The sequence below is a fragment of the Pseudomonas sp. BAV 4579 genome (genome assembly GCF_009765395.1).
Taxonomy (GTDB): domain Bacteria; phylum Pseudomonadota; class Gammaproteobacteria; order Pseudomonadales; family Pseudomonadaceae; genus Chryseomonas; species Chryseomonas aestiva.
The window spans coordinates 12,926-32,789 of sequence record NZ_WHOV01000055.1 but is presented as its reverse complement, the minus strand read 5'-3'; the positions used below and the strand labels follow the sequence as shown (position 1 = coordinate 32,789).

Here is a 19,864-nt window from a genome sequence, read left to right as displayed (position 1 = left end):
GACGACCATGAACGCTCCCCTCGCTTCCCGTCCGCACCTGACCCTGGCACAGACCCAGCCGTTGCTGCAGGTGCAGGATCTCGACCTCGATTACCGCACCCGCGAGCGCCGGGTGCGGGCTACCCACCAGGTGTCCTTCGAGGTGCATGGTGCCGACCGTTTCGTGCTGCTCGGCCCGTCCGGCTGCGGCAAGTCGAGTCTGCTCAAGTCGGTGGCGGGTTTTCTGCCGCCGCTGCACGGCAAGATCCGCCTGGATGGCCAGCCGATCAAGGGCCCTGGACCGGATCGCATCGTGGTGTTCCAGGAATTCGACCAGCTGCCGCCCTGGAAGACGGTGCTGGAGAACACCATGTTCCCGCTGCTCGCCAGTCGCCAGGCCAGTCGTGGCGAGGCGCGCGAGCGGGCGCTGCATTACCTCGACAAGGTCGGCCTGGCGCGCTTCGTCGATGCCTATCCGCATCATCTTTCCGGCGGCATGAAGCAGCGGGTGGCCATCGCCCGCGCCCTGGCCATGCAGCCCAAGATCCTGCTGATGGACGAACCCTTCGCCGCCCTGGACGCCCTGACCCGGCGCAAGATGCAGGAAGAATTGCTGGCGCTCTGGGACGAGGTGCGCTTCACCCTGCTGTTCGTCACCCACTCCATCGAAGAGGCGCTGGTGGTGGGCAATCGCATCCTGCTGTTGTCGCCCCATCCGGGCCGGGTGCGCGCGGAACTCAACTGCCACCAGTTCGGCCTCGAAGACTTCGGCGGCGCCGAATTCCAGAGCACCGCGCTGCGCATCCACAACCTGCTGTTCCCCGACGACGTCCAGACCCTGCCGCCGGAGGTCGCCGACGAGCGCCTGCGCCTGCAGCAGGCCATCGTCCAGGGGCGCATTTCCTACTAGTTTCGAGGTAGACCCATGACTCGACAGCCCCCGGTGCGGGCCGAATACCAACGCGACCTCGCGCCCCTCGACGACTTGCCGCTGGCGGTGGAGCTGCCCCTGGTGACGCGCCTGTGGAGCCAGGCCTGGCTACGCAAGCTGGTGATCCTGGCGATCCTGATGCTGGCCTGGGAAGTGGCCGCCCGCTGGCAGGGAAACGACCTGCTGCTACCCAGCTTCCTGCAGACCGCCGCGGCCTTCTGGGATGGCCTGGTGACCGGCGAATTGCCGGCCAAGGTCGCCATTTCCCTCGGCACCCTGCTCAAGGGCTATCTGCTGGGCGTGGTCCTGGCCCTGGCGTTGAGCGCCCTGGCCGTGTCCACCCAGTTCGGTCGCGACCTGCTCGGCACCCTGACCTCCATGTTCAACCCGCTGCCGGCCATCGCCCTGCTGCCCCTGGCACTGCTCTGGTTCGGCCTGGGCGAGAACAGCCTGGTGTTCGTGCTGGTGCATTCGGTGCTCTGGCCCATGGCGCTCAACACCTACTCGGGCTTTCTCGGCGTCTCCGACACCCTGCGCATGGCGGGGCGCAACTACGGCCTCAAGGGGCTGAGGTACGTCGGGCTGATCCTCATCCCGGCGGCGCTGCCGGCCATCGTCTCGGGCCTGAAGATCGGCTGGGCTTTCGCCTGGCGCACCCTGATCGCCGCCGAGCTGGTATTCGGTGCCTCCAGCGGCAAGGGCGGTCTGGGCTGGTACATCTTCCAGAATCGCAACGAGCTCTACACCGACCGCGTCTTCGCCGGTCTCGCCGCGGTGATCATCATCGGCCTGCTGGTGGAAGGCCTGGTGTTCGCCACCCTGGAACGGCTGACGGTGAAGAAGTGGGGCATGCAGCGGTAGGGTCTGGCGCCTTTTTGTTGGGCTTCGCTGCGCTCAACCCAACCTACGGGATAGCATCGTGGGTTGGGCTGAGACGGCTCCACCGTCGAAGCCCAACAGACCACCGACTTTGCCCCGGGAGCAGCAGCATTCAACCCTCGCTCGGACCACCCCTCTCCCTCTGGGAGATGGCTAGGGTGAGGGCGCCCTTCGCAGCGAAGTCCTCCAGTGGAAAAGGCTGCGCCGTTTTCCACGCTACGGTGCTCAACCCTTACTCGGACCACCCCCTCTCCCCCTGGGAGAGGGCTGGGGTGAGGGCGCCCTTCGCAGCGAAGTCTTCCAGTGGAAAAGGCTGCGCCGTTTTCCACACTACGGCGGCTGATCGCGGCCGTGGGCCGCTCCTACAGTAGCCGGATATCCCATAGGAGCGGCCCATGGCCGCGATCAGCACAATGCTGAAGTCTCGTAGGAACGGCCACGTGCCGGACCGCCAAGACCGTGATAGAAAATCTAGTACCCCATGTCTTTAAATGCGCGTTATAAATAAATCTCGCATTTGGATATGCGCATAAGGAATTTCCTTCTTATGCCCTGGCTGCCTAAGGTGAACCCCAGCCAACGCCCTTCCCAAAAGGCGTCCCCTTTAACTCGGCACGGGATTTACCACCATGAGCGTTCAGTTCCTCGGCATGATCGGCCATCGCCTCACCTCGGAGATCATCGCCCCCTCCGGTCCCATCTTCGACAAGGGCTATGTCACCCGCTTCGCCCAGGCCCACGAGCAGGCCGGCTTCGACCGCATCCTGGTGGGCTACTGGTCCGATCAACCCGACGGCTTCCTGGTCACCGCCCTGGCCGGGCAGGTGACGCAGACGCTCAAGTTCCTGCTGGCCCATCGGCCCGGTTTCGTCGCCCCGACCCTGGCGGCGCGCAAGCCGGCGACCCTCGACCATCTGCTCGACGGCCGCCTGGCGGTGCACATCATCAGCGGCGGTAGCGACGGCGAGCAGCGCAAGGATGGCGACTGGCTCGACCACGACCAGCGCTACGCCCGCACCGAGGAATTCCTCGACGTGGTGCGCCAGGAGTGGACCAGCACTCAGCCCTTCGACCACGAGGGCGAGCACTACCGGGTGGCGAAGGGCTTCTCCGCCATCAAGCCGCTGCAGCAGCCGAGCCTGCCGGTCTATTTCGGCGGCTCCTCGCCAGCCGCCCTGCGGGTGGCCGGCAAGCACGCCGATGTCTTCGCGCTCTGGGGCGAGTCCCTGGCCCAGACCCGCGAGACCATCGCTGCGGTCCGCGCCGAGGCGGCGCGCCATGGCCGCACCCCCAGCTTCAACGTCTCCTTCCGGGTGATCCTCGGCGATACCGAGGACGCAGCCTGGGCCAAGGCCGAGGCCATTCGCCAACAGGCCAGGGCGCGCCTGGCCGCTGAAGGCGCCGTGCATCCGGCCAAGCCGGAAGCGGTCGGGGCCCAGCGCCTGCGCGATACCGTGGCCCTGGGCGATCGCGTGGATCGCCGGCTCTGGACCGGCATCGCCGCCCTGGTCGGCGGCGGGCACAACTCCACCGCCCTGGTGGGCACCGCCGAGCAGGTGGCGGATGCCTTGCTGGACTATTACGACCTGGGCGTCGACAGCTTCCTGATCCGCGGCTTCGATCCGCTCAACGACGCCGTCGAATATGGCCGCGAGCTGATCCCCCTGACCCGGGAGAAGGTCGCCGCGCGCCTGGCCGGAGCCCGTCGCACCGGCTGAAGCCTGCTGGCCCACTAACCGCGCGACCGTACCCACGGAGCGCTCCCGATACCTTCGAGGAGACGCCTTCGTGATCAAGGGATTGCTATTCGCCGCCGGCCTGCTGGCCGGCACCTCCGTCAGCCTGGCCCAGGCGGTCACCCTCACCATCGGTGACCAGTTCTACTACAGCAGTACCCTGCTGGAGCAGGCCGGCGAGCTGAAGGACCTGCCGTGCCAGATCCAGTGGAAGAGATTCAACGCCGGGGGGCCGGTGGTGGAAGCGCTCAATGTCGGCTCCATCGACCTGGGCATCGTCGGCGATACCCCGGTGATCGCCCTGGCCGCGCGCGGGGGGCCGGTCAAGGTGGTGGCGGTGACCCGCAACCGCCCGGACGGCACCGCCATCGTGGTCGGCAAGGATTCGCCGATCAGGACGGTGGCGGACCTGGCGGGCAAGCGCGTGGCCATCTGGAAGGGCTCCTGGAGCCAGCAGCTGGTCTATTCGGCGCTGGAACAGGCCGGACTGCCCAGCGACGCCCCGCGCTACAGCTACCTGATGCCCACCGAGGCCGTCGCCGCCCTGAGCCAGGGCACCCTGGACGCCACCGCCACCTGGGAGCCCTATGTCAGCATGGTGGAACGCCAGGGCGGACGGGTGCTGGTCACCGCCAAGGACCTGATGCCGGCCCCGGTCTATGTGGTGGCCAACACCCAACACCTGGAGGAGAACCGCGCCGCCATCGGCGATTTCGTCGCCCGCCTGCAACGCGCTCGCAGTTGGGCCCGCGACCACGTCGACGTCTATGCCCAGGCCTGGGCCAGGCGCAACAACTCCGATCCAGCCATCGCCGAGCGCTGGTTCCGGCGCGATGCCACTTGGGTCGAGCCAATCAGCGCCCAGACCCTGAGCGATGGCCAGAAGACCGCCGATTTCCTGGTCAAGGCCGGGGTGCTGCCGCAGCCCTATGACGTCAAGTCGCTCTATGACCAGAGCTTCAATCGCTACCTGCAAGCGCCCCGGGAGGCCAGCCGATGAGTCGCCACCTGCACCTCGCCGGCTTTCTGCTGGCCGGTCCCGTCGTCCATAGCCACGCCGTCTGGCGCCATCCCGAGACCCAGGGTGATTTCCTCGACCCGGCCTACTACGTCCGCGCGGCCAAGGCGCTGGAGGAGGGGCTGTTCGACTTCCTGTTCTTCGCCGACCGCCTGGCCGTAGGCGACCAGCTCGGCGGCTCACGGGAGACCGCCCTGCGCCTGGGCGCCCAGGACGCCACCCGACTCGATCCGCTGCCGCTGTTGTCCTATTTGGTGGCCCACACCCGCCACCTCGGGCTGGGTTGCAACCGCTCCACCACCTACTATGAACCCGCCCATATCGCCCGGGCCTTCGCCACCCTGGATCACCTTTCCCGGGGGCGGGCGGCCTGGAACATCGTCACCTCGATGAACGACAGTGAGGGGCGCTTGTTCGGCAAGGACCGCCACCTGGAGCACGATCTGCGCTACGACCGCGCCGACGAATTCGTCGAGGTGGCCATCAAGCTGTGGCGCAGCTGGGGACCCGCGGCGCTGCGCCTGGATCGGGACGCCGGCGTGCTGGCCGATCCCGCGCAGGTGCGCGCCCTCGATCACCAGGGCGACTGGTTCCGCGTGGAAGGCCCGCTCAATATCCCGCGCAGTCCCCAGGGGCGCCCGGTGCTGATCCAGGCCGGTTCCAGCGGCCGCGGCCGGCGCTTTGGCGCGCGCTGGGCCGAGGCCATCTTCACCATCCAGCCGAATCTGGCCGCCATGCGCGCCTTTCGCGACGACGTCCGCCGCCAGGTGCGGGAGCAGGGGGGTCGCCCGACGGCTGCAAGATCCTCACCTCGGTCATGCCCTTCATCGGCGGCAGCGAAGCCGAGGCGCGCGCCAAGCAGGAAAGACACAACGCCCTGGCGCAACCGGAGGTGGGGCTGATCACCCTCTGCTCCCAGCTCAACATCGACCTGTCGCGCTTCACCCTGGACACCGCCCTGGGCGAGGTGGTCGAGGTCGGCGACCTGCCGCCGGCCGCTGCCGAGAAGCTCCTGGCGCTGGGGCCGCGCACCACCCTGGCCGAACTGGGTCGCAGCTACGCCGCCAGCGTCCGGGTGCCGCAGCTGGTGGGTACCGCTGCCCAGATCGCTGACCAGCTGGCCGAGTGGTTCGAGGCCGGCGGCTGCGACGGCTTTGTGATTTCCCCCGGCTACCTGCCGGGTTCCTTCGTCGAATTCAGCGAGAGCGTGGTGCCGCACCTGCAGCGTCGCGGGCTGTTCCGGCGCCAGTACCAGGGTTCGACCCTGAGAGATCACCTGGGCCTCGGCCCCCTGGAGGACTAGATGAGCACGATCGAGGATGTCGCTGGCTGGCTGACGCTGGCCCGCGAGATCGGCGCGGAATTCGCCGCGAGGGTGGTGGCCGACGAACGCGAGCGCCTTCGTCCCGACGCCCAGCTGCAACGAATCAAGGACAGCGGCCTGACCAACCTTGGTCATCCCCGTGCGGCTCGGGGGTGCCGGCCAGCCCTGGTCGCTGGCCATGCGGGTGCTGCGCGAGATCGTCGCCGGCGACGGCTCGGTCGGCCTGCTCTTCGGCTATCACCTGCTCAATACCGTGAACCTGCGCCGCGAACCCCAGCCGCGGCGCGATCGGCTGCTGGCGGAGATCGCCGAGGGACGGCTGTGGCTGGCCGGGGTGGTCAATCCACGCGATGACGACATCCTCGCCACGCCGAGCCCTGGCGGCGGTTATCGTCTGACCGGGCGCAAGGGCTTCTGCAGCGGCGCCGCCTTTGCCGATCGCCTCACCATCAGTGCCCGTGATCGGGAAAGCGGGGCGCGCCTGATGGTCACCCTGCCGGCGGACCGGCCGGGACTGGCCTACGCCGACGACTGGGACCACTTCGGCGTGGCCCGCAGCGACAGCGGCAGCTTCACCCTTGACGACGTCTGGGCCAGCGCCGAGGAGGTCCAGATCTGCGACCTGGAAGACGCTGACGACTTCGCCGCGGTGATCCGCACCCCGGTCAACCAGTCGGCCTTCACCCAGTACTACCTGGGCGCCGCCCAGGGCGCGTTGCGCGAGGCGCGGCGCTATCTGCATGCAGAAGCGCGACCCTGGGTGCATTCCCTCGCCGCCAGCGCCAGCGAGGATCAACTGGTGCTGAGCCAGATGGGCGAACTCTGGATCGCCCTGCAGGGCGCCGTGGCCCTCGCCGACGTGGCGGCGGGGCGGGTGGATGCCTTGCTGGCCGCCGATGACGCCTTCACCGCCGAGCTACGCGGCGAGACGGCCATTGCCGTGGCCAGCGCCAAGGTGCTGGCCGCCCGCACCGCCCTGGACGTCACCACCCGGGTATTCGATGCCCTGGGTGCCCGCGCCACCCACAACCGCCTCGGTCTGGATCGCTTCTGGCGCGATGTGCGCACCCATAGCTTGCACGACCCCCTGGCCTACAAGGTGCTGGAGGTCGGGCGCTATGCGGTCAGTGGTCAGTACCCCGATATCCGCGCCTATACCTGACTAAAGCCGGCCTGCTCTGGATTCACCCATTGGCCGGCGCAACGCTGAACCCAATACAGGCGAGGGGCTTGCGTTATGCTTGAGGCGCATGTCCAGCAACGGGAAGTCAGACGCCTCCTCATGAAGACCGACGATATCGAAGCCTTTGTCGCGGTGCTCCGCAGCGGTTCCCTCAATGCCGCTGCCCTGTCCCTGGGACTTACCCAGCCAGCCATCACCCGCCGGCTACAGAGCCTGGAACAGGATCTGGGTGTCGAGTTGCTCGACCGCCACACCAAGCCGCTCAAGCCGACGCGCCTGGGTCAGGAGGTCTACGGCCACTGCCGCGCCATCCTGCGCGAGATGGACGCCCTGCGCGAGCGGGTGGCGGGCGATGCCCCGCCGTCCGGACTATTGCGCCTGGGCGTGCCCCAAACCCTAGGCGATGCGCTGTTGCTGGAGGCGGTACGGGAGATCCGCGCCCGCTATCCGGAGTTGCGCCCCCAGGTGGCGACGGGCTGGGGCAGCGTGCTGGTCAGCCGTATCGAGCATGGCGAGCTGGACGGCGCCCTGGTGCTGTTTCCGGCCAACAAGGTGTTCCCCGACAACGTCGAGGCCCAGGCCCTGGGCACCATGCCACTGCAGGTCGTATGCCCCCGCGACCAGGCGCCGGCCAGGGCGCAGCGGCTGGCCGATATCCAGGGCCAGGGCTGGGTACTCAACCCCGACGGCTGTGGCTTTCGCGCCAGCCTGCAACGCACCCTGGCCGATCAGGGCCAGGCGCTGCGCATCAACCTGGAGACCTATGGCACCGAACTCCAGCTCGGCCTGGTGGCGGACGGCCAGGGCCTCGGCCTGGTCCCGGCACCGCTGCTGGCCCGCAGCGCCCACCGCGAACGCCTGGCGGTGATCCCGCTGAAGGATTTCAAGCCGGAAATCCAGCTGTGGCTGATCCACCCGCGCTTTCTCGGACCGCTCCAGGAGGTAGTCGAGGGATTCGGGCGGGAGGCGAGTCAGCTGTTGGCAGCCTCCTGACAGCAGAACGCCCGGCAGCCAAGCTGCCGGGCGTCCGTTGGCGCCAGGTTAGGCCGCAGGCTTCGCCAGGAACTCCCGCAGCACGTAGTGCAGGATGCCGCCGGCCTTGAAGTAATTCACCTCGTTTAGCGTGTCGATTCGGCAGAGCACCTCGACGCTTTCCAGGCTGCCATCCTCGCGGGTGACTTCCAGGGTCAGCGGCATGTGCGGGCGCAGCTCGACACCGTCGATGCCCAGCACGGCGATCTTCTCCTTGCCGGTCAGCCCCAGGGACTTGCGATCGACGCCGTCCTTGAACTGCAGCGGCAGCACGCCCATGCCCACCAAGTTGGACCTGTGGATACGCTCGAAGCTTTCGGCGACCACGGCCTTCACGCCCAGCAGGTTGGTGCCCTTGGCCGCCCAGTCACGGGAGGAACCGGTGCCGTATTCCTTGCCGGCGATGATCACCAGCGGGGTGTTTTCCAGTTCGTACTTCATGGCCGCGTCATAGATCGACAGCTTTTCGCCCGTGGGGACGTGGAAGGTATTACCGCCTTCCTCGCCACCGAGCATCTCGTTCCTGATGCGGATATTGGCGAAGGTGCCTCTCATCATGACTTCGTGGTTGCCACGGCGCGAGCCGTAGGAGTTGAAGTCGGCATAGTCGACGCCATGCTCGGCCAGGTAGCGGCCGGCCGGACTGTCCTTCTTGATGTTGCCGGCAGGGGAGATGTGGTCGGTGGTGACCGAATCGTCCAGCAGCGCCAGGATGCGGGCATCGTGGATATCGGCGATGCGCGGCGGATCGCCGGCAATGGTCTCGAAGAAGGGCGGGTTCTGGATGTAGGTGGAGTCGGCATCCCAGACATAGGTCTCGGCATCCGGCACCTGGATCGCCTGCCACTTCTCGTCACCGTCGAACACGGCGCCGTATTGCTTGTGGAACATGGCGGTGTCGAGCTTCTGCACGGCGTCGGCCACCTCCTGCTGGGTGGGCCAGACGTCCTTCAGATAGACCGGCTGGCCATCGTTGCCGGTGCCCAGCGGCTCCTGGGTCAGATCGACCTTGACGCTGCCGGCCAGCGCATAGGCCACCACCAGCGGCGGCGAGGCCAGCCAGTTGGTCTTGACCAGCGGATGCACCCGGCCTTCGAAGTTACGGTTGCCGGAAAGCACTGAGGCGACCGTGAGGTCGGCGTCCTGGATGGCTTTCTCGATGGGGTCGAGCAAGGGGCCGGAGTTGCCGATGCAGGTGGTACAGCCGTAGCCGACCAGATCGAAACCGAGGTCGTTGAGATAGGGGGTCAGGCCGGCGGCGTTGTAGTAGTCGGTCACTACCTTGGAGCCGGGGGCGAGGGACGACTTGACCCAGGGCTTGCGCATCAGGCCCTTCTCGGCGGCCTTCTTCGCCAGCAGACCGGCGGCCATCATCACGCTGGGATTGGAGGTGTTGGTGCAGGAGGTGATGGCGGCGATCACCACGGCACCGTCCTCCAACTGGAAGGTCTGGCCGTCGAGCTGGACTTCCACGCCACTGCCAGCCTTGGGGGCCTCGGCTTTTTTCGGCGCCAGGGCAGTGAAATCGCCGAAGGTCTTGGCGACCTCGCCGAGCAGCACACGATCCTGCGGTCGCTTGGGGCCGGCCAGGCTGGACTGGACTTCACCCATGTCCAGCTCCAGAACGTCGGTGAACACCGGCTCGTCGCCGGGATTGCGCCACAGGCCCTGGGCCTGGGTGTAGGCTTCCACCAGTTGCACGGTCTCCTCGGGGCGACCGGACAGGCTCAGGTAATCCAGGGTGATCTGGTCCACCGGGAAGAAACCGCAGGTGGCGCCGTACTCCGGCGCCATGTTGCCGATGGTGGCGCGGTCGGCCAGGGGCAGAGTGGCCAGGCCATCGCCGAAGAATTCGACGAACTTGCCCACCACGCCCTTCTTGCGCAGCATCTGGGTCACGGTCAGCACCAGGTCGGTGGCGGTGATGCCCTCGCGCAGCTTGCCGGTGAGCTTGAAGCCCACCACCTCGGGGATCAGCATGGACACCGGCTGGCCGAGCATGGCCGCCTCGGCCTCGATTCCTCCCACGCCCCAGCCCAGCACGCCCAGGCCATTGATCATGGTGGTGTGGGAGTCGGTGCCGACCAGGGTGTCGGGGAAGGCATAGGTGCGGCCGTCCTCGTCCTTGGTCCAGACGGTGCGGCCCAGGTACTCCAGGTTGACCTGGTGGCAGATACCGGTGCCCGGCGGGACCACGCGGAAGTTGTCGAAGGCGTTCTGGCCCCAGCGCAGGAAGGCATAGCGCTCGCCATTACGCTCCATCTCGATCTCGACGTTCTCGTGGTAGGCGTTTTCGCTGGCGTAGCGGTCCACCATCACCGAGTGATCGATCACCAGGTCGACGGGGGAAAGCGGATTGATCCGCTGCGGATCGCCACCGGCCTTGGCCACGGCTTCACGCATGGCGGCCAGGTCGACCACTGCCGGTACGCCGGTGAAGTCCTGCATCAGCACCCGTGCCGGCCGGTACTGGATCTCGCGATTGGCGGAGCGGGTCCTGGTCCAGTCGGCCAGGGCCTGGAGGTCCTCGCCGGTAACCGTCTGGTTGTCTTCCCAGCGCAGCAGGTTCTCCAGCAGCACCTTGAGGGATTTGGGCAGCTTGTCGAGATTGCCCAGGGTCTGGGCCGCGTCGGGCAGGCTGTAATAGTGGTAGGTGCGCTCACCGACCTGCAGGGTCTTGAGGCTTTTGAGGCTGTCCAGGGCTGGCATCAGGGGTCTCCTTATCGACGGTTCGACGGTTGCCCGCTGGCCGTACGAGCCTCGAAACGTGAAGGAGACCCGTACCAGCGCTGGGCGGACTGATTTTTCTAGGTGTAGTACTGGACCGATAGGCGCCGCTGGCGTTCCCCAGCGGGCGCGCTGGGGTATAGTGCGCGCCCTGCGTGACCCCTTGAGGAAGCCCCGTCGTGAATACCCTGTTGCTGCTGTGCCGTACCGGATTCGAAGGCGAGGTCTGTGCCGAGCTCGGCGAGCGGGCGGCGCTGCTCGGCGTGGCCGGTTATGCCAAGGGCAAGCCGGGTGCGGCCTATGCCGAATTCGTCTGTGGCGACGCCGAGGGTGCCGCCCGGTTGATGCAGAACATCACCTTCGCCGAGCTGATCTTTCCCCGTCAGTGGTCGCGTGGCGCCTTTCTCAGCCTGCCCGAGCAGGACCGCATCGGCCCGCTGCTGGAGCTGCTGGCCGACTATCCTGTCTGCGGCAGTCTGGCCCTGGAGATGCCCGACACCAACGATGGCAAGGCGCTCTCCACCTTCTGCAAGAAATTCGAGCGCCCCCTGACCCTGGCGCTGCGCAAGGCCGGCCGCCTGGTGGATGATGCCCGGGCGCCACGGCTGCAGCTGACCTTTCTCAGCGGGCGCGAGGTTTTCGTCGGCGTGGTCGAACCGGGCAACGCCGCGCTCTGGCCCATGGGCATCCCGCGGCTGAGATTTCCCCGCGAGGCCCCCAGTCGTTCGACCCTCAAGCTGGAAGAGGCCTGGCACCACTTCATCCCGCGTGCCGATTGGGAAACCCGCCTGTCCTCCGAGATGCGCGCTGTCGATCTGGGCGCCGCCCCGGGTGGCTGGACCTGGCAGCTGGTGGCCCGCGAGATGCTGGTGACGGCGGTGGACAACGGCCCCATGAACGAGGCGTTGATGGATACCGGCCTCGTCGAGCACCTGCAGGTCGACGGCTACGCCTTCGTGCCCAAGCGCCCGGTGGACTGGATGGTCTGCGACATCGTCGAGAAGCCCGCGCGCACTGCGGCGCTGATCGAGCGCTGGATCGGCGAGGGCCACTGCCGCGAGGCGGTGGTCAATCTCAAGCTGCCGATGAAGCAGCGCTATCGCGAAGTGGCCGGCATCCTCGAACGCCTGCACGCCCATTTCGCCGGGCGCGGCCAGCGTGTCGCCATCGGCTGCAAGCAGCTGTACCACGACCGCGAGGAAGTGACCTGTCATCTTCGCCGGCTGGATCGGAAACCCTAGGCCGCCATCAGGCTCTGAATGCAGATCGCTGTAACCGTTCTATCCCTGGAGACCCCATGACCCTCGAAGCCGATGCCACCCTCGATGCCAGCGGGCTGAACTGCCCGGAGCCGGTGATGATGCTGCACAACAAGGTGCGCGACATCGCCCCCGGCGCCCTGCTCAAGGTCATCGCCACCGATCCCTCCACCCAGCGCGACATCCCCAAGTTCTGCGTCTTCCTCGGCCATGAACTGATGGAAAAGAGCGAAGAGGAAGGGCGTTATCTGTACTGGATTCGCAAGAAGGTGGAGTGAGGGTGCTTCGCCTGGGCCGAGATGGTGCCATCGTCGGAGCCCGACGGTGCGCTGCGAAGTCTGGCCTGTTGGGCTTCGCTTGCGCTCAGCCCAACCTACGATGCACCGCCGCGCAGGCCCGGCTCTCGTAGGTTGGGTTGAGACGGCTCCATCGTCGAAGCCCAACAGGCGCTGCGAAGTTCGGTCTGTTGGGCTTCGCTTGCGCTCAACCCAACCTACGATGCGCCGCCGCGCGGGCCCGGCTCTCGTAGGTTGGGTTGAGACGGCTCCATCGTCGAAGCCCAACGGACCGATGCCAAGCGAGTCGTAGCGTGGAAAACCGCGCAGCGTTTTCCACTGTGTGGTCTCCCGTCCGCGGACAAGGCTGCGCCATTGTCCACGCTACGCTCAGGCGCTTGCGGCCGCTCTGACCACCTCCACCAGATGCTCCCCCAACCGCCGATGCTGGTCCGCCTCGAAATGCACGCCGTCCACCGGACTCACCTGGATGATCTCGCCCGCATCGACGAAGGCTGCGTCCTGGGCTTCGGCCACCTGGCGATAACGTGCGGCCAACTCGCGGGACTTGGCCGCACCGCCGGCGAAGATCTCGCCGAGAAAGCCCACTTCCTCGATGGGCGCCGGCGCCATGACGATCAGCCTGGGTGGGGCGCCGTCCGGGCCGGCATTGCAGCGCCTGATCTCTTCCAGCAGCACCTGCAGGGCACTGGCGATGTCCGCCGGGGCCACCGAAAAGCGCGCCTTGAGGTCGTTGGTGCCCAGCATCAGCAGCAGGACATCCACCGGCAGCTGACTCTCCAGGCAGGGCCGGAGATAGCTCAGGCCGTTCTTGTGGCGGCCATCGATGGGGTCGTCGTGCACCGTGGTGCGGGCGGGCAGGCCTTCCTCGATCACCCGCCAGTCGGCGCCAAGCCCGGAGGCCAGGACGCCAGGCCAGCGCTCGTCCCAGCCGAAGCGTTCGAGTACCCCAGGCTGGGTTAGGGGCCGGGTACCGTGGGTGTTGGAGTCGCCATAGCAGAGCAGGGTGCGCAAGGGCATGGGAAAGCCTCGTCGGGACAGGTCATCCTCACCCTAGAGGCTATTCCCGCCGCTCGCGAGGGCCGGCGGTCGTACCAGCGCAGCCGGGTCAGCCCTCGCTCGGCGCCTGGCCGCCCCGCGCCGCCTGATCCAGCGGCGAGCCGCCTACCTCGTAGCGCACGTTCATGCGTGGCGAGGCCAGCTCGATGCCGGCGTCGTCCAGGTAGCGCTTGAGCTTCAGGTTGAAGGCCCGCGAGACCTCCCATTGCTTGATCGGCGCGGTCTTGAAGCGGAATCTCAGAATCGCCATGCCGGAATCGAAGCTCTCCACCCCCTGCAGCTCCAGCGGCGACCAGATGTCGCGGCCGATGAAGGGATCCTGGCGCAGGGTGCGACCCACTTCCTGGACCATCTCGATGGCCTTGTCCACCGACAGCGCCTGGGGGATCGGCAGGCGGAAGATGGCGTAGCCGAACTGCCGCGAGTAGTTCTGGATGCTCTTGATCTCGCTGAAGGGGATGGTATGGACGATGCCGTCGATATCCCTCAACCGCACGGTGCGGATGGTCAGGCCCTCGACGGTGCCGAGGTGGTTGCCGACGTCGACGTAGTCGCCGATGGCCAGGGAGTCCTCGATGATGATGAACAGCCCGGTGATGAGGTCGGCCACCAGACTCTGGGCGCCGAAGCCCACTGCCAGGCCGATGACGCCGGCACCGGCCAGCAGCGGGGTGACGTTCACGCCCATGTTGGCCAGGGCGACGATCAGGGCGATGACGAAGATGGTCAGGAACAGCACGTTGCGGATGAGCGGCAACATGGTCTGGGCGCGGGCATTGTTCGGGCTGACGCGATGCAGATTGAGGCCGCGATGGATGGCGGTATCGGCCAGGATCCACACCAGCCAGGCCAGCAACAGGGTGCCCCCCAGGCCAAAGAACTTGCTGGCGACCGCATGGCCGTCACCCTGGCTGAATCTCAGCAGCGAGAGATTCCAGGCGCGCAGGGCCAGCTCGATCCCCACCAGCCAGATGACGATGCCCAGCACCAGCACGAAGAAGGCCCGCAGCCGTTCGGCATAGGCCTCCTGGATGCGGCCGTGCGGTCGCCGGCGCAGCAGCCGCGCCCGCACCAGGGCGTTGAGGCCCAGGGCGGCGCCCATGGTCACGGCGAACAGCAGCGCCCGGCGCAGGGCGTCGCTGGTGTCGCCGGCGGAGACGAAGGTGGCCACCACCGAGACCGCCACCAGGATCAGCAGCGGCAGGTGCCAGAGGCGGGCGATCAGATGGCGCACGCCCTGCAGACCGTGCAGCGCCTGGCGCTTGGCCAGCGGCTGGTTGCGGATCAGGTGGGCGATGGGCCGGCGGAATCTCAGGGCGAACTGGGCGGTGAGCAGCGCTGCGCAGATGTTGGCGCCGATGGCGATGACCGCCGCCAGGTGTGGCCCCAGGGTCTCGGCCAGGTGTGGATCGCTGGCGGCGCCACCCAGGGCCGCCAGGCTGCCGATAATCCATAGCGGGCGAAAGGCGCGGCGGCGCAGGATCAGCAGCGCCCGGCTGCGATGGGCGCCGCTGGGCAGGGAGCAGATCACCACCACCGTGGCGGCGAACAGCGGGCCGGTGACCGCGGAATAGGCCAGCGCGACGGCGACGGTCTTGCCCAGGGAGTCCGGCAGCCAGAGGGACACCACCAGGGTCAGGATGAAGGCCAGCAGCCAGGGCGCCAGCTTGCGCAGGGCGAAACGAACCAGATCCAGGGTGCGTGGCCTGAGTGGCAACTCCTCGGACAGCCCGAATCTCACCCGCAGGCGATGGCTGATGGCCTTGAGCCCCAGGGCGCAACCAGCCCAGAAGGCCAGGGTGACGACGAAGCCGGAGAGCAGGCTGAGGCGCTGTTCGGGCGCCGGCGTCAGCGCGGCCAGCTCGGCGCCGGCCTGGTCCAGCTGGTATTGCCAGCGTTCGCGCAGGTTGTCGCGCTGCAGCTGCTCTTCGACCACCGTCATGGTGTCGGTGATCAGCCCGATCACGCCTTGGGAGGCGCTGGGCTCGGCCTTGGCCTGGGCCGCCTGCAGCTTCTTGAGATCCGCCAGCAGGCGATTGCGCTGCTGCTCGCTTTCCAGGGTCTTGATCACCTGGTCCAGGGACGGGCCGAATTGCGGATCGACCTGATCCTTCTGGGCGCCCGGCAGCCCGGGCAGGGCAGCCTGGACCGGGCCGATGAGCAGGAAGCAGAGGCAAAACAGCTGTAGCAGGCGAAAGATCATCGAAGCCGCACGCTCGCGAAGGGGGGGAAGCGCCCGTCCTGAACGGCCTGGGGCCGTCCGACGAGAGGGGGTCAGTGTAGCAAGGGCTTGGCGCTGTGGATGCGTCGCCGGGCGCTGCGCGCCAGCCGTACCGCCAGCAGGATGGCCGCGCAGGTCAGGCCAAGCACCAGACCCTGCCAGAGCCCGGCCGGGCCTCGCGGGGCGCCGAACCAGTCGCTCAGGCCCAGCGCCCAGCCCACCGGCAGGCCCACGCCCCAGTAGGCCAGCAGGGTGATGATCATGGTCGCGCGGGTGTCCTGATAACCGCGCAGGGCGCCCGCGGCGGTCACCTGGATGGCATCGGAGAACTGGAAGATGCCGGCGAACACCAGCAGCGAGGCCGCCAACTGGATCACCGCCTGGTCCTGGGAATAGAGACCGGCGATGGCCGTGCGCGCGGTAAGCATCAGGGTGCAGGAAACGCAGGCACAGAGCAGCCCGGCGGCCATGCCGACCCCGGCGGAAAAGCGCGCCTCGCGCGGTTCGCCGCGCCCCATCGCCTGGCCGACCCGCACTGTCACCGCCATGCCCAGGGCCAGGGGCACCATGAACACCAGACCAGAGAAGTTGAGCGCCACCTGGTGCCCGGCGACCACGGTCGGACCCAGCTCGCCGATCAGCAGGGCCACCACGGAAAAGATGCTGGATTCGGCGAACACCGCGATACCGATGGGCACGCCGATGGCCAGCAGGGCGCGCAGCGTTGGTCCATGCGGCCGCTCGAAGCGGGCGAAAATGGCGCAGGCGCGATAGCGCTCGGTGCGGATGATCGCCAGCATGGCCAGCAGCATCGCCCACATCACCGTGCCCGAGGCGAAGCCGCACCCGGCGCCGCCCAGGGCTGGCAGGCCCAGGTGCCCATGGATGAAGATCCAGTTCAGCGGCACGTTCAGTGCCAGCCCGGCAAGGCCCACCAGCATCGCCGGCCGGGTACGCCCGAGGCCGTCGCTGAAGCAGCGCAGCACATAGTAGAAGGCCGTGGCGGGCAGACCCATGGCGATGCCCTTGAGATAGAGCAGGGTCGGGCCGATCAGCTGGGCGTCGACATGCATGGCCACCAGCAGTGGTCGGGCATTGAGCAGCAGCAGGCTGGCGATGAGGCCACACCCCAGGGCCAGCCAGAGCGCCTGGCGCACCAGCGGACCGATCTCCTGGCTGCGCCCGCCGCCGTGGCGCTCGGCCACCTTGGGCGTGGTCGCCAGCAGGATGCCGGTCATCAGCAGGAACACCGGAATCCACACGGAATTGCCCAGGGCGACGGCGGCGAGGTCCAGCGGGCCGACACGGCCGGCCATGACGGCGTCGACGAAGCCCATGGCCGAATGGGAGAGCTGGGCGATGACGATGGGCGCGGCCAGGGAGAGCAGGGCGCCGAATTCACGTCTGATGCGGGGCAGGGAGGCGGTCACTTGATCGTTCGGTCAGCTTCGGGGCCGATAGTCTATTCCTCATGGCCCGGGTGGCAACCCTCGCCGCGACCGTTGCCTGCTGCCGGCGGCCTGCTAAAGTGCCGGTCCCCGCCCTTGCGAGTGCCCAGGCATGCACATTCTTGCCGACGAAAACATACCGCTGCTGGACGCCTTCTTCGGCCCCCACGCCACCCTCGAACGCCTTCCCGGTCGCGCCTTCGACCGCGCCGCCGTGAGTCGCGCCGATGCGCTGCTGGTGCGCTCCATCACCCGCGTCGACGAGACGCTGCTGGCCGGATCTCGGGTTGGTTTCGTCGGCACCTGCACCATAGGCACCGATCATCTGGACCTCGGCTATCTGGATCAGGCGGGCATCCGCTGGAGCAATGCGCCCGGCTGCAACGCCCGCGGCGTGGTGGACTGGGTGCTCGGCGCCTTGTTGGCGCTGGCCGATGGCGCTGGCGCCGACCTGGCCCGGCGCACCTATGGCATCGTCGGCGCCGGCCAGGTCGGGGGCCGCCTGGCCGAGGTGCTGCGCGGACTGGGCTGGACGGTGCTGGTCTGCGATCCGCCCCGCCAGGCTGCGGAGGGCTGCGGCTTCCACAGTCTCGAAGAATTGATCGAGCGTTGTGATGTGCTCTGTCTGCATACCCCGCTGATCCGTGACGGCGAACAGCGCACCCTGCACCTGTTCGATGCGCAGCGCCTGGCGAGGTTGCGCCCGGGCAGCTGGCTGCTCAACGCCTGCCGGGGCGAGGTAGTCGACAACGCCGCGTTGCGTGCCCATCTGGCCAGCGGCGCCGAGCTGGCGGTGGCCCTGGATGTCTGGGAAGGCGAGCCGGGTATCGATCCTGAATTGGCCCGTCTCTGTCAGCTGGTGACACCCCATATCGCCGGGCACAGCCTGGAAGGCAAGTGGCGCGGCACGGCGCAGATCTACGCGGCTTTCTGCGCCTGGACCGGGGAAACACCGCGGCTGGGTCTGAGCGACCTGTTGCCGCCGCAGCAGCTGGAGCGCCTGGTGTTCGGTGCGGATACGCCCGAGGCGACGGCCTTCAGGCGCGTCTGTCGTGCGGTCTATGACCCGCGCGACGACGATGCGGCGCTACGCGCGACCCTCGCCTTGCCGGGCCTGGCGCGGGCCCAGGCGTTCGACGCCCTGCGCAAGGGTTATCCCATGCGTCGGGAGATTCCGGGGCTGGTGCTCGAAGGGATGGGCGTGGCTCGGCTGGCGAGGGCCCTGGGCTGCAGCTGGCGACATGGCGACGACTCCGAAAGCGGCGGTGTCGCTTAGGACCGAGGCGAAGCGGAAGCGTTCAGGCGGGAAAACGGACTCCCGCCACCCGGTCCGCACGGCCGAATGACGGAGCCTAAGGCGAGGGAGCCGTACGGCTCCCCGAGCTTAGTGGTATTCGCAGAGATAGGCGGTGTCTTCCGCGACCTTGAGCTGGAACTTCGCATTGGCCGGCACGGTGAACTGGCTGCCCGCGGCGAAGGTTTCCCAGGTCTCGCTGCCTGGCAGCTTGACGGTCAGGGCGCCGGCCACCACGTGCATGACTTCCAGCTGGCTGGTGCCGAATTCGTATTCGCCGGGGGCCATGACGCCCAGGGTGGCAGGCTTGGACTTGAGGCTGAAGGCGATGGATTTGACGGTGCCGTCGAAGTATTCGTTGACCTTGAACATCGGATTTCCTTGTGCGAGAGCGGTTGGGACCGTCGGCGAGTATGCCCAAGGCCGAGGCCCACTGTCACCGCTCCAGACGAGGCTAGCGCGCCAGGGCCGGCAGGCTGGCGGGTATCAGCTTGGCGGTGTTGCGCGCGTCGGTCTCGGCGCGGTGCAGTACCCCGGTAAAGGCCAGTCCCGCCGATTCCAGGGCGGCGGTGAGACCCAGCGGACGCGCCAGACCACGGGCCTTGGCGAAGGCCTGCTTGAGATTGCGATGCGGGACGCGGGCGAGGTGGGTGTGCAGATCGTATTCGCGCCAGGCCCGCTCCAGCAGACGGCGGTCGAAATCGCCCCAGCTGCACCAGCCGGCGAGAGTGGTCTCATAGGCGCCCAGCCAGGCCTCGAACGTCGGCCAGGTGCTTTCCAGGGGTCCGGCGCCATCGACATCGGCCTGGCTGATATGGGTGAGGTCGCGGCAGAAGGGCGTCAGCAGCGGCAGCCGCCGGGGCTGGACGAAACTCTGATAGCGATCGAGCTCCTGTCCTGCGGCATCCACCATGACCGCGCCGATCTCGATGATCTCCATCAACTCCAGGGGCCAGCCGCCTTCGTCGGTGGTCGCTTCCAGGTCCAGCACCAGCCAATGCTTCATCGTCACGCCCTCGGGCCAGCCGCCTCGCTCATCGCAGATAAGACGGTGGAAAGGCCGCGGGGTTGCGTGGCGAGGTGCGAATGAATGTTACATTCATGACTCGATGGAGACATCTGGTCACGATTCGCTTGTGAGGCCCCGGCCTTGCTCTTAAGCTTGAAGCCTCTTTATCTGCGAGTTTCACCCATGGAGTGCCGTCCGGGTTGTGGCGCCTGTTGCATCGCGCCCTCGATCTCCTCACCGCTGCCACGCATGCCCCAGGGCAAGCCCTCCGGGGTGCGCTGCGCCCATCTGGACAGCACCAACCGCTGCGACCTGTTCGGCTCGCCGCTGCGCCCTGCGGTGTGCGGCGGCTTCCAGGCCGAGCTGGCGTTCTGCGGCACCAGCAGTGCCGAGGCCATGGCCATCCTGCTGCGCCTCGAAGGTGAAACCGCCGCCTGATCCGGTTTTGAATCGCGCTCTCCGACAACCA

The 19,864-nt window shown here is 67.5% G+C and carries 16 protein-coding genes and 1 pseudogene; 11 read left to right on the top strand and 6 right to left on the bottom strand.

The annotated features are described in order from the left end of the window. Positions 1-7: 7 nt before the first annotated feature. The 7 genes and pseudogenes from GSQ95_RS12625 to GSQ95_RS12595 all read left to right on the top strand — a co-directional run bounded on the left by GSQ95_RS12625 (position 8) and on the right by GSQ95_RS12595 (position 8,043). On the top strand, positions 8-889 hold the full coding sequence (locus GSQ95_RS12625) for an ABC transporter ATP-binding protein (protein ID WP_158896883.1): 882 nt from the start codon (positions 8-10) through the stop codon (positions 887-889). A gap of 15 nt (positions 890-904) precedes the next feature. Further along, positions 905-1,771: an ABC transporter permease gene (locus GSQ95_RS12620; RefSeq protein WP_158896882.1), complete on the top strand. Its 867-nt coding sequence runs from the start codon at positions 905-907 to the stop codon at positions 1,769-1,771. Between the two features lie 647 nt (positions 1,772-2,418). Next, positions 2,419-3,507, top strand: a complete 1,089-nt coding sequence (locus GSQ95_RS12615; RefSeq protein WP_158896881.1) for an LLM class flavin-dependent oxidoreductase — start codon at positions 2,419-2,421, stop codon at positions 3,505-3,507. Between the two features lie 70 nt (positions 3,508-3,577). After that, positions 3,578-4,525 carry an ABC transporter substrate-binding protein gene (locus GSQ95_RS12610; RefSeq protein ID WP_158896880.1) on the top strand — a complete coding sequence of 316 codons (948 nt, stop codon included), beginning with the start codon at positions 3,578-3,580 and terminating at the stop codon, positions 4,523-4,525. Then, positions 4,522-5,846, top strand: a pseudogene (locus GSQ95_RS12605) (LLM class flavin-dependent oxidoreductase). Before GSQ95_RS12610 ends, GSQ95_RS12605 begins: the two are co-directional and overlap by 4 nt. 148 nt (positions 5,847-5,994) lie before the next feature. Further along, a complete protein-coding gene (locus GSQ95_RS12600; RefSeq protein ID WP_256664568.1) occupies positions 5,995-7,029 on the top strand; it encodes an acyl-CoA dehydrogenase family protein in 1,035 nt (344 codons plus the stop codon). A 120-nt stretch (positions 7,030-7,149) separates the two neighbouring features. Next, a complete protein-coding gene (locus GSQ95_RS12595; RefSeq protein WP_158891637.1) occupies positions 7,150-8,043 on the top strand; it encodes a LysR family transcriptional regulator in 894 nt (297 codons plus the stop codon). Between the two features lie 48 nt (positions 8,044-8,091). Here GSQ95_RS12595 and acnA read toward each other — a convergent pair whose 3' ends face one another. Next, complete coding sequence (gene acnA / locus GSQ95_RS12590; RefSeq protein WP_158891639.1) at positions 8,092-10,791, bottom strand: aconitate hydratase AcnA; 2,700 nt, start codon at positions 10,789-10,791, stop codon at positions 8,092-8,094. Positions 10,792-10,988: 197 nt separating this feature from the next. On the opposite strand from acnA, the gene rlmM reads away from it, so the two are divergent. Next, positions 10,989-12,050 (top strand): 23S rRNA (cytidine(2498)-2'-O)-methyltransferase RlmM, encoded by a 1,062-nt coding sequence (gene rlmM, locus GSQ95_RS12585; protein WP_158891641.1) that lies wholly within the window; start codon positions 10,989-10,991, stop codon positions 12,048-12,050. A 56-nt stretch (positions 12,051-12,106) separates the two neighbouring features. Further along, positions 12,107-12,346 (top strand): sulfurtransferase TusA, encoded by a 240-nt coding sequence (gene tusA / locus GSQ95_RS12580; RefSeq protein ID WP_158891643.1) that lies wholly within the window; start codon positions 12,107-12,109, stop codon positions 12,344-12,346. Between the two features lie 387 nt (positions 12,347-12,733). Here tusA and GSQ95_RS12575 read toward each other — a convergent pair whose 3' ends face one another. From GSQ95_RS12575 to GSQ95_RS12565, 3 genes are all read right to left on the bottom strand, one after another. Next, positions 12,734-13,384, bottom strand: a complete 651-nt coding sequence (locus tag GSQ95_RS12575) for an SGNH/GDSL hydrolase family protein (protein ID WP_158891645.1) — start codon at positions 13,382-13,384, stop codon at positions 12,734-12,736. Between the two features lie 88 nt (positions 13,385-13,472). Then, entirely contained in the window at positions 13,473-15,626 is a 2,154-nt protein-coding gene (locus tag GSQ95_RS12570; RefSeq protein WP_158891647.1) for a mechanosensitive ion channel family protein, read from the bottom strand. Between the two features lie 71 nt (positions 15,627-15,697). After that, the gene (locus tag GSQ95_RS12565; protein ID WP_158891649.1) at positions 15,698-17,074 is read right to left on the bottom strand and encodes an MATE family efflux transporter; all 1,377 of its coding nucleotides are present in this window, start codon (positions 17,072-17,074) and stop codon (positions 15,698-15,700) included. Positions 17,075-17,204: 130 nt separating this feature from the next. Here GSQ95_RS12565 and pdxB point away from each other — a divergent pair, with 130 nt between their 5' ends. After that, positions 17,205-18,368, top strand: coding sequence for a 4-phosphoerythronate dehydrogenase PdxB (pdxB, locus tag GSQ95_RS12560; RefSeq protein WP_158891651.1), 1,164 nt, complete (start codon positions 17,205-17,207; stop codon positions 18,366-18,368). Positions 18,369-18,476: 108 nt separating this feature from the next. Here pdxB and GSQ95_RS12555 read toward each other — a convergent pair whose 3' ends face one another. Continuing rightward, the gene (locus GSQ95_RS12555; RefSeq protein ID WP_027597776.1) at positions 18,477-18,758 is read right to left on the bottom strand and encodes a pyrimidine/purine nucleoside phosphorylase; all 282 of its coding nucleotides are present in this window, start codon (positions 18,756-18,758) and stop codon (positions 18,477-18,479) included. Positions 18,759-18,840: 82 nt separating this feature from the next. Further along, positions 18,841-19,392 (bottom strand): exonuclease domain-containing protein, encoded by a 552-nt coding sequence (locus tag GSQ95_RS12550; protein WP_158891653.1) that lies wholly within the window; start codon positions 19,390-19,392, stop codon positions 18,841-18,843. A gap of 186 nt (positions 19,393-19,578) precedes the next feature. Between GSQ95_RS12550 and GSQ95_RS12545 the strand changes: the two genes are divergently transcribed. Further along, positions 19,579-19,833 carry a YkgJ family cysteine cluster protein gene (locus tag GSQ95_RS12545; protein ID WP_027597778.1) on the top strand — a complete coding sequence of 85 codons (255 nt, stop codon included), beginning with the start codon at positions 19,579-19,581 and terminating at the stop codon, positions 19,831-19,833. The last annotated feature ends 31 nt before the right edge of the window (positions 19,834-19,864 follow it).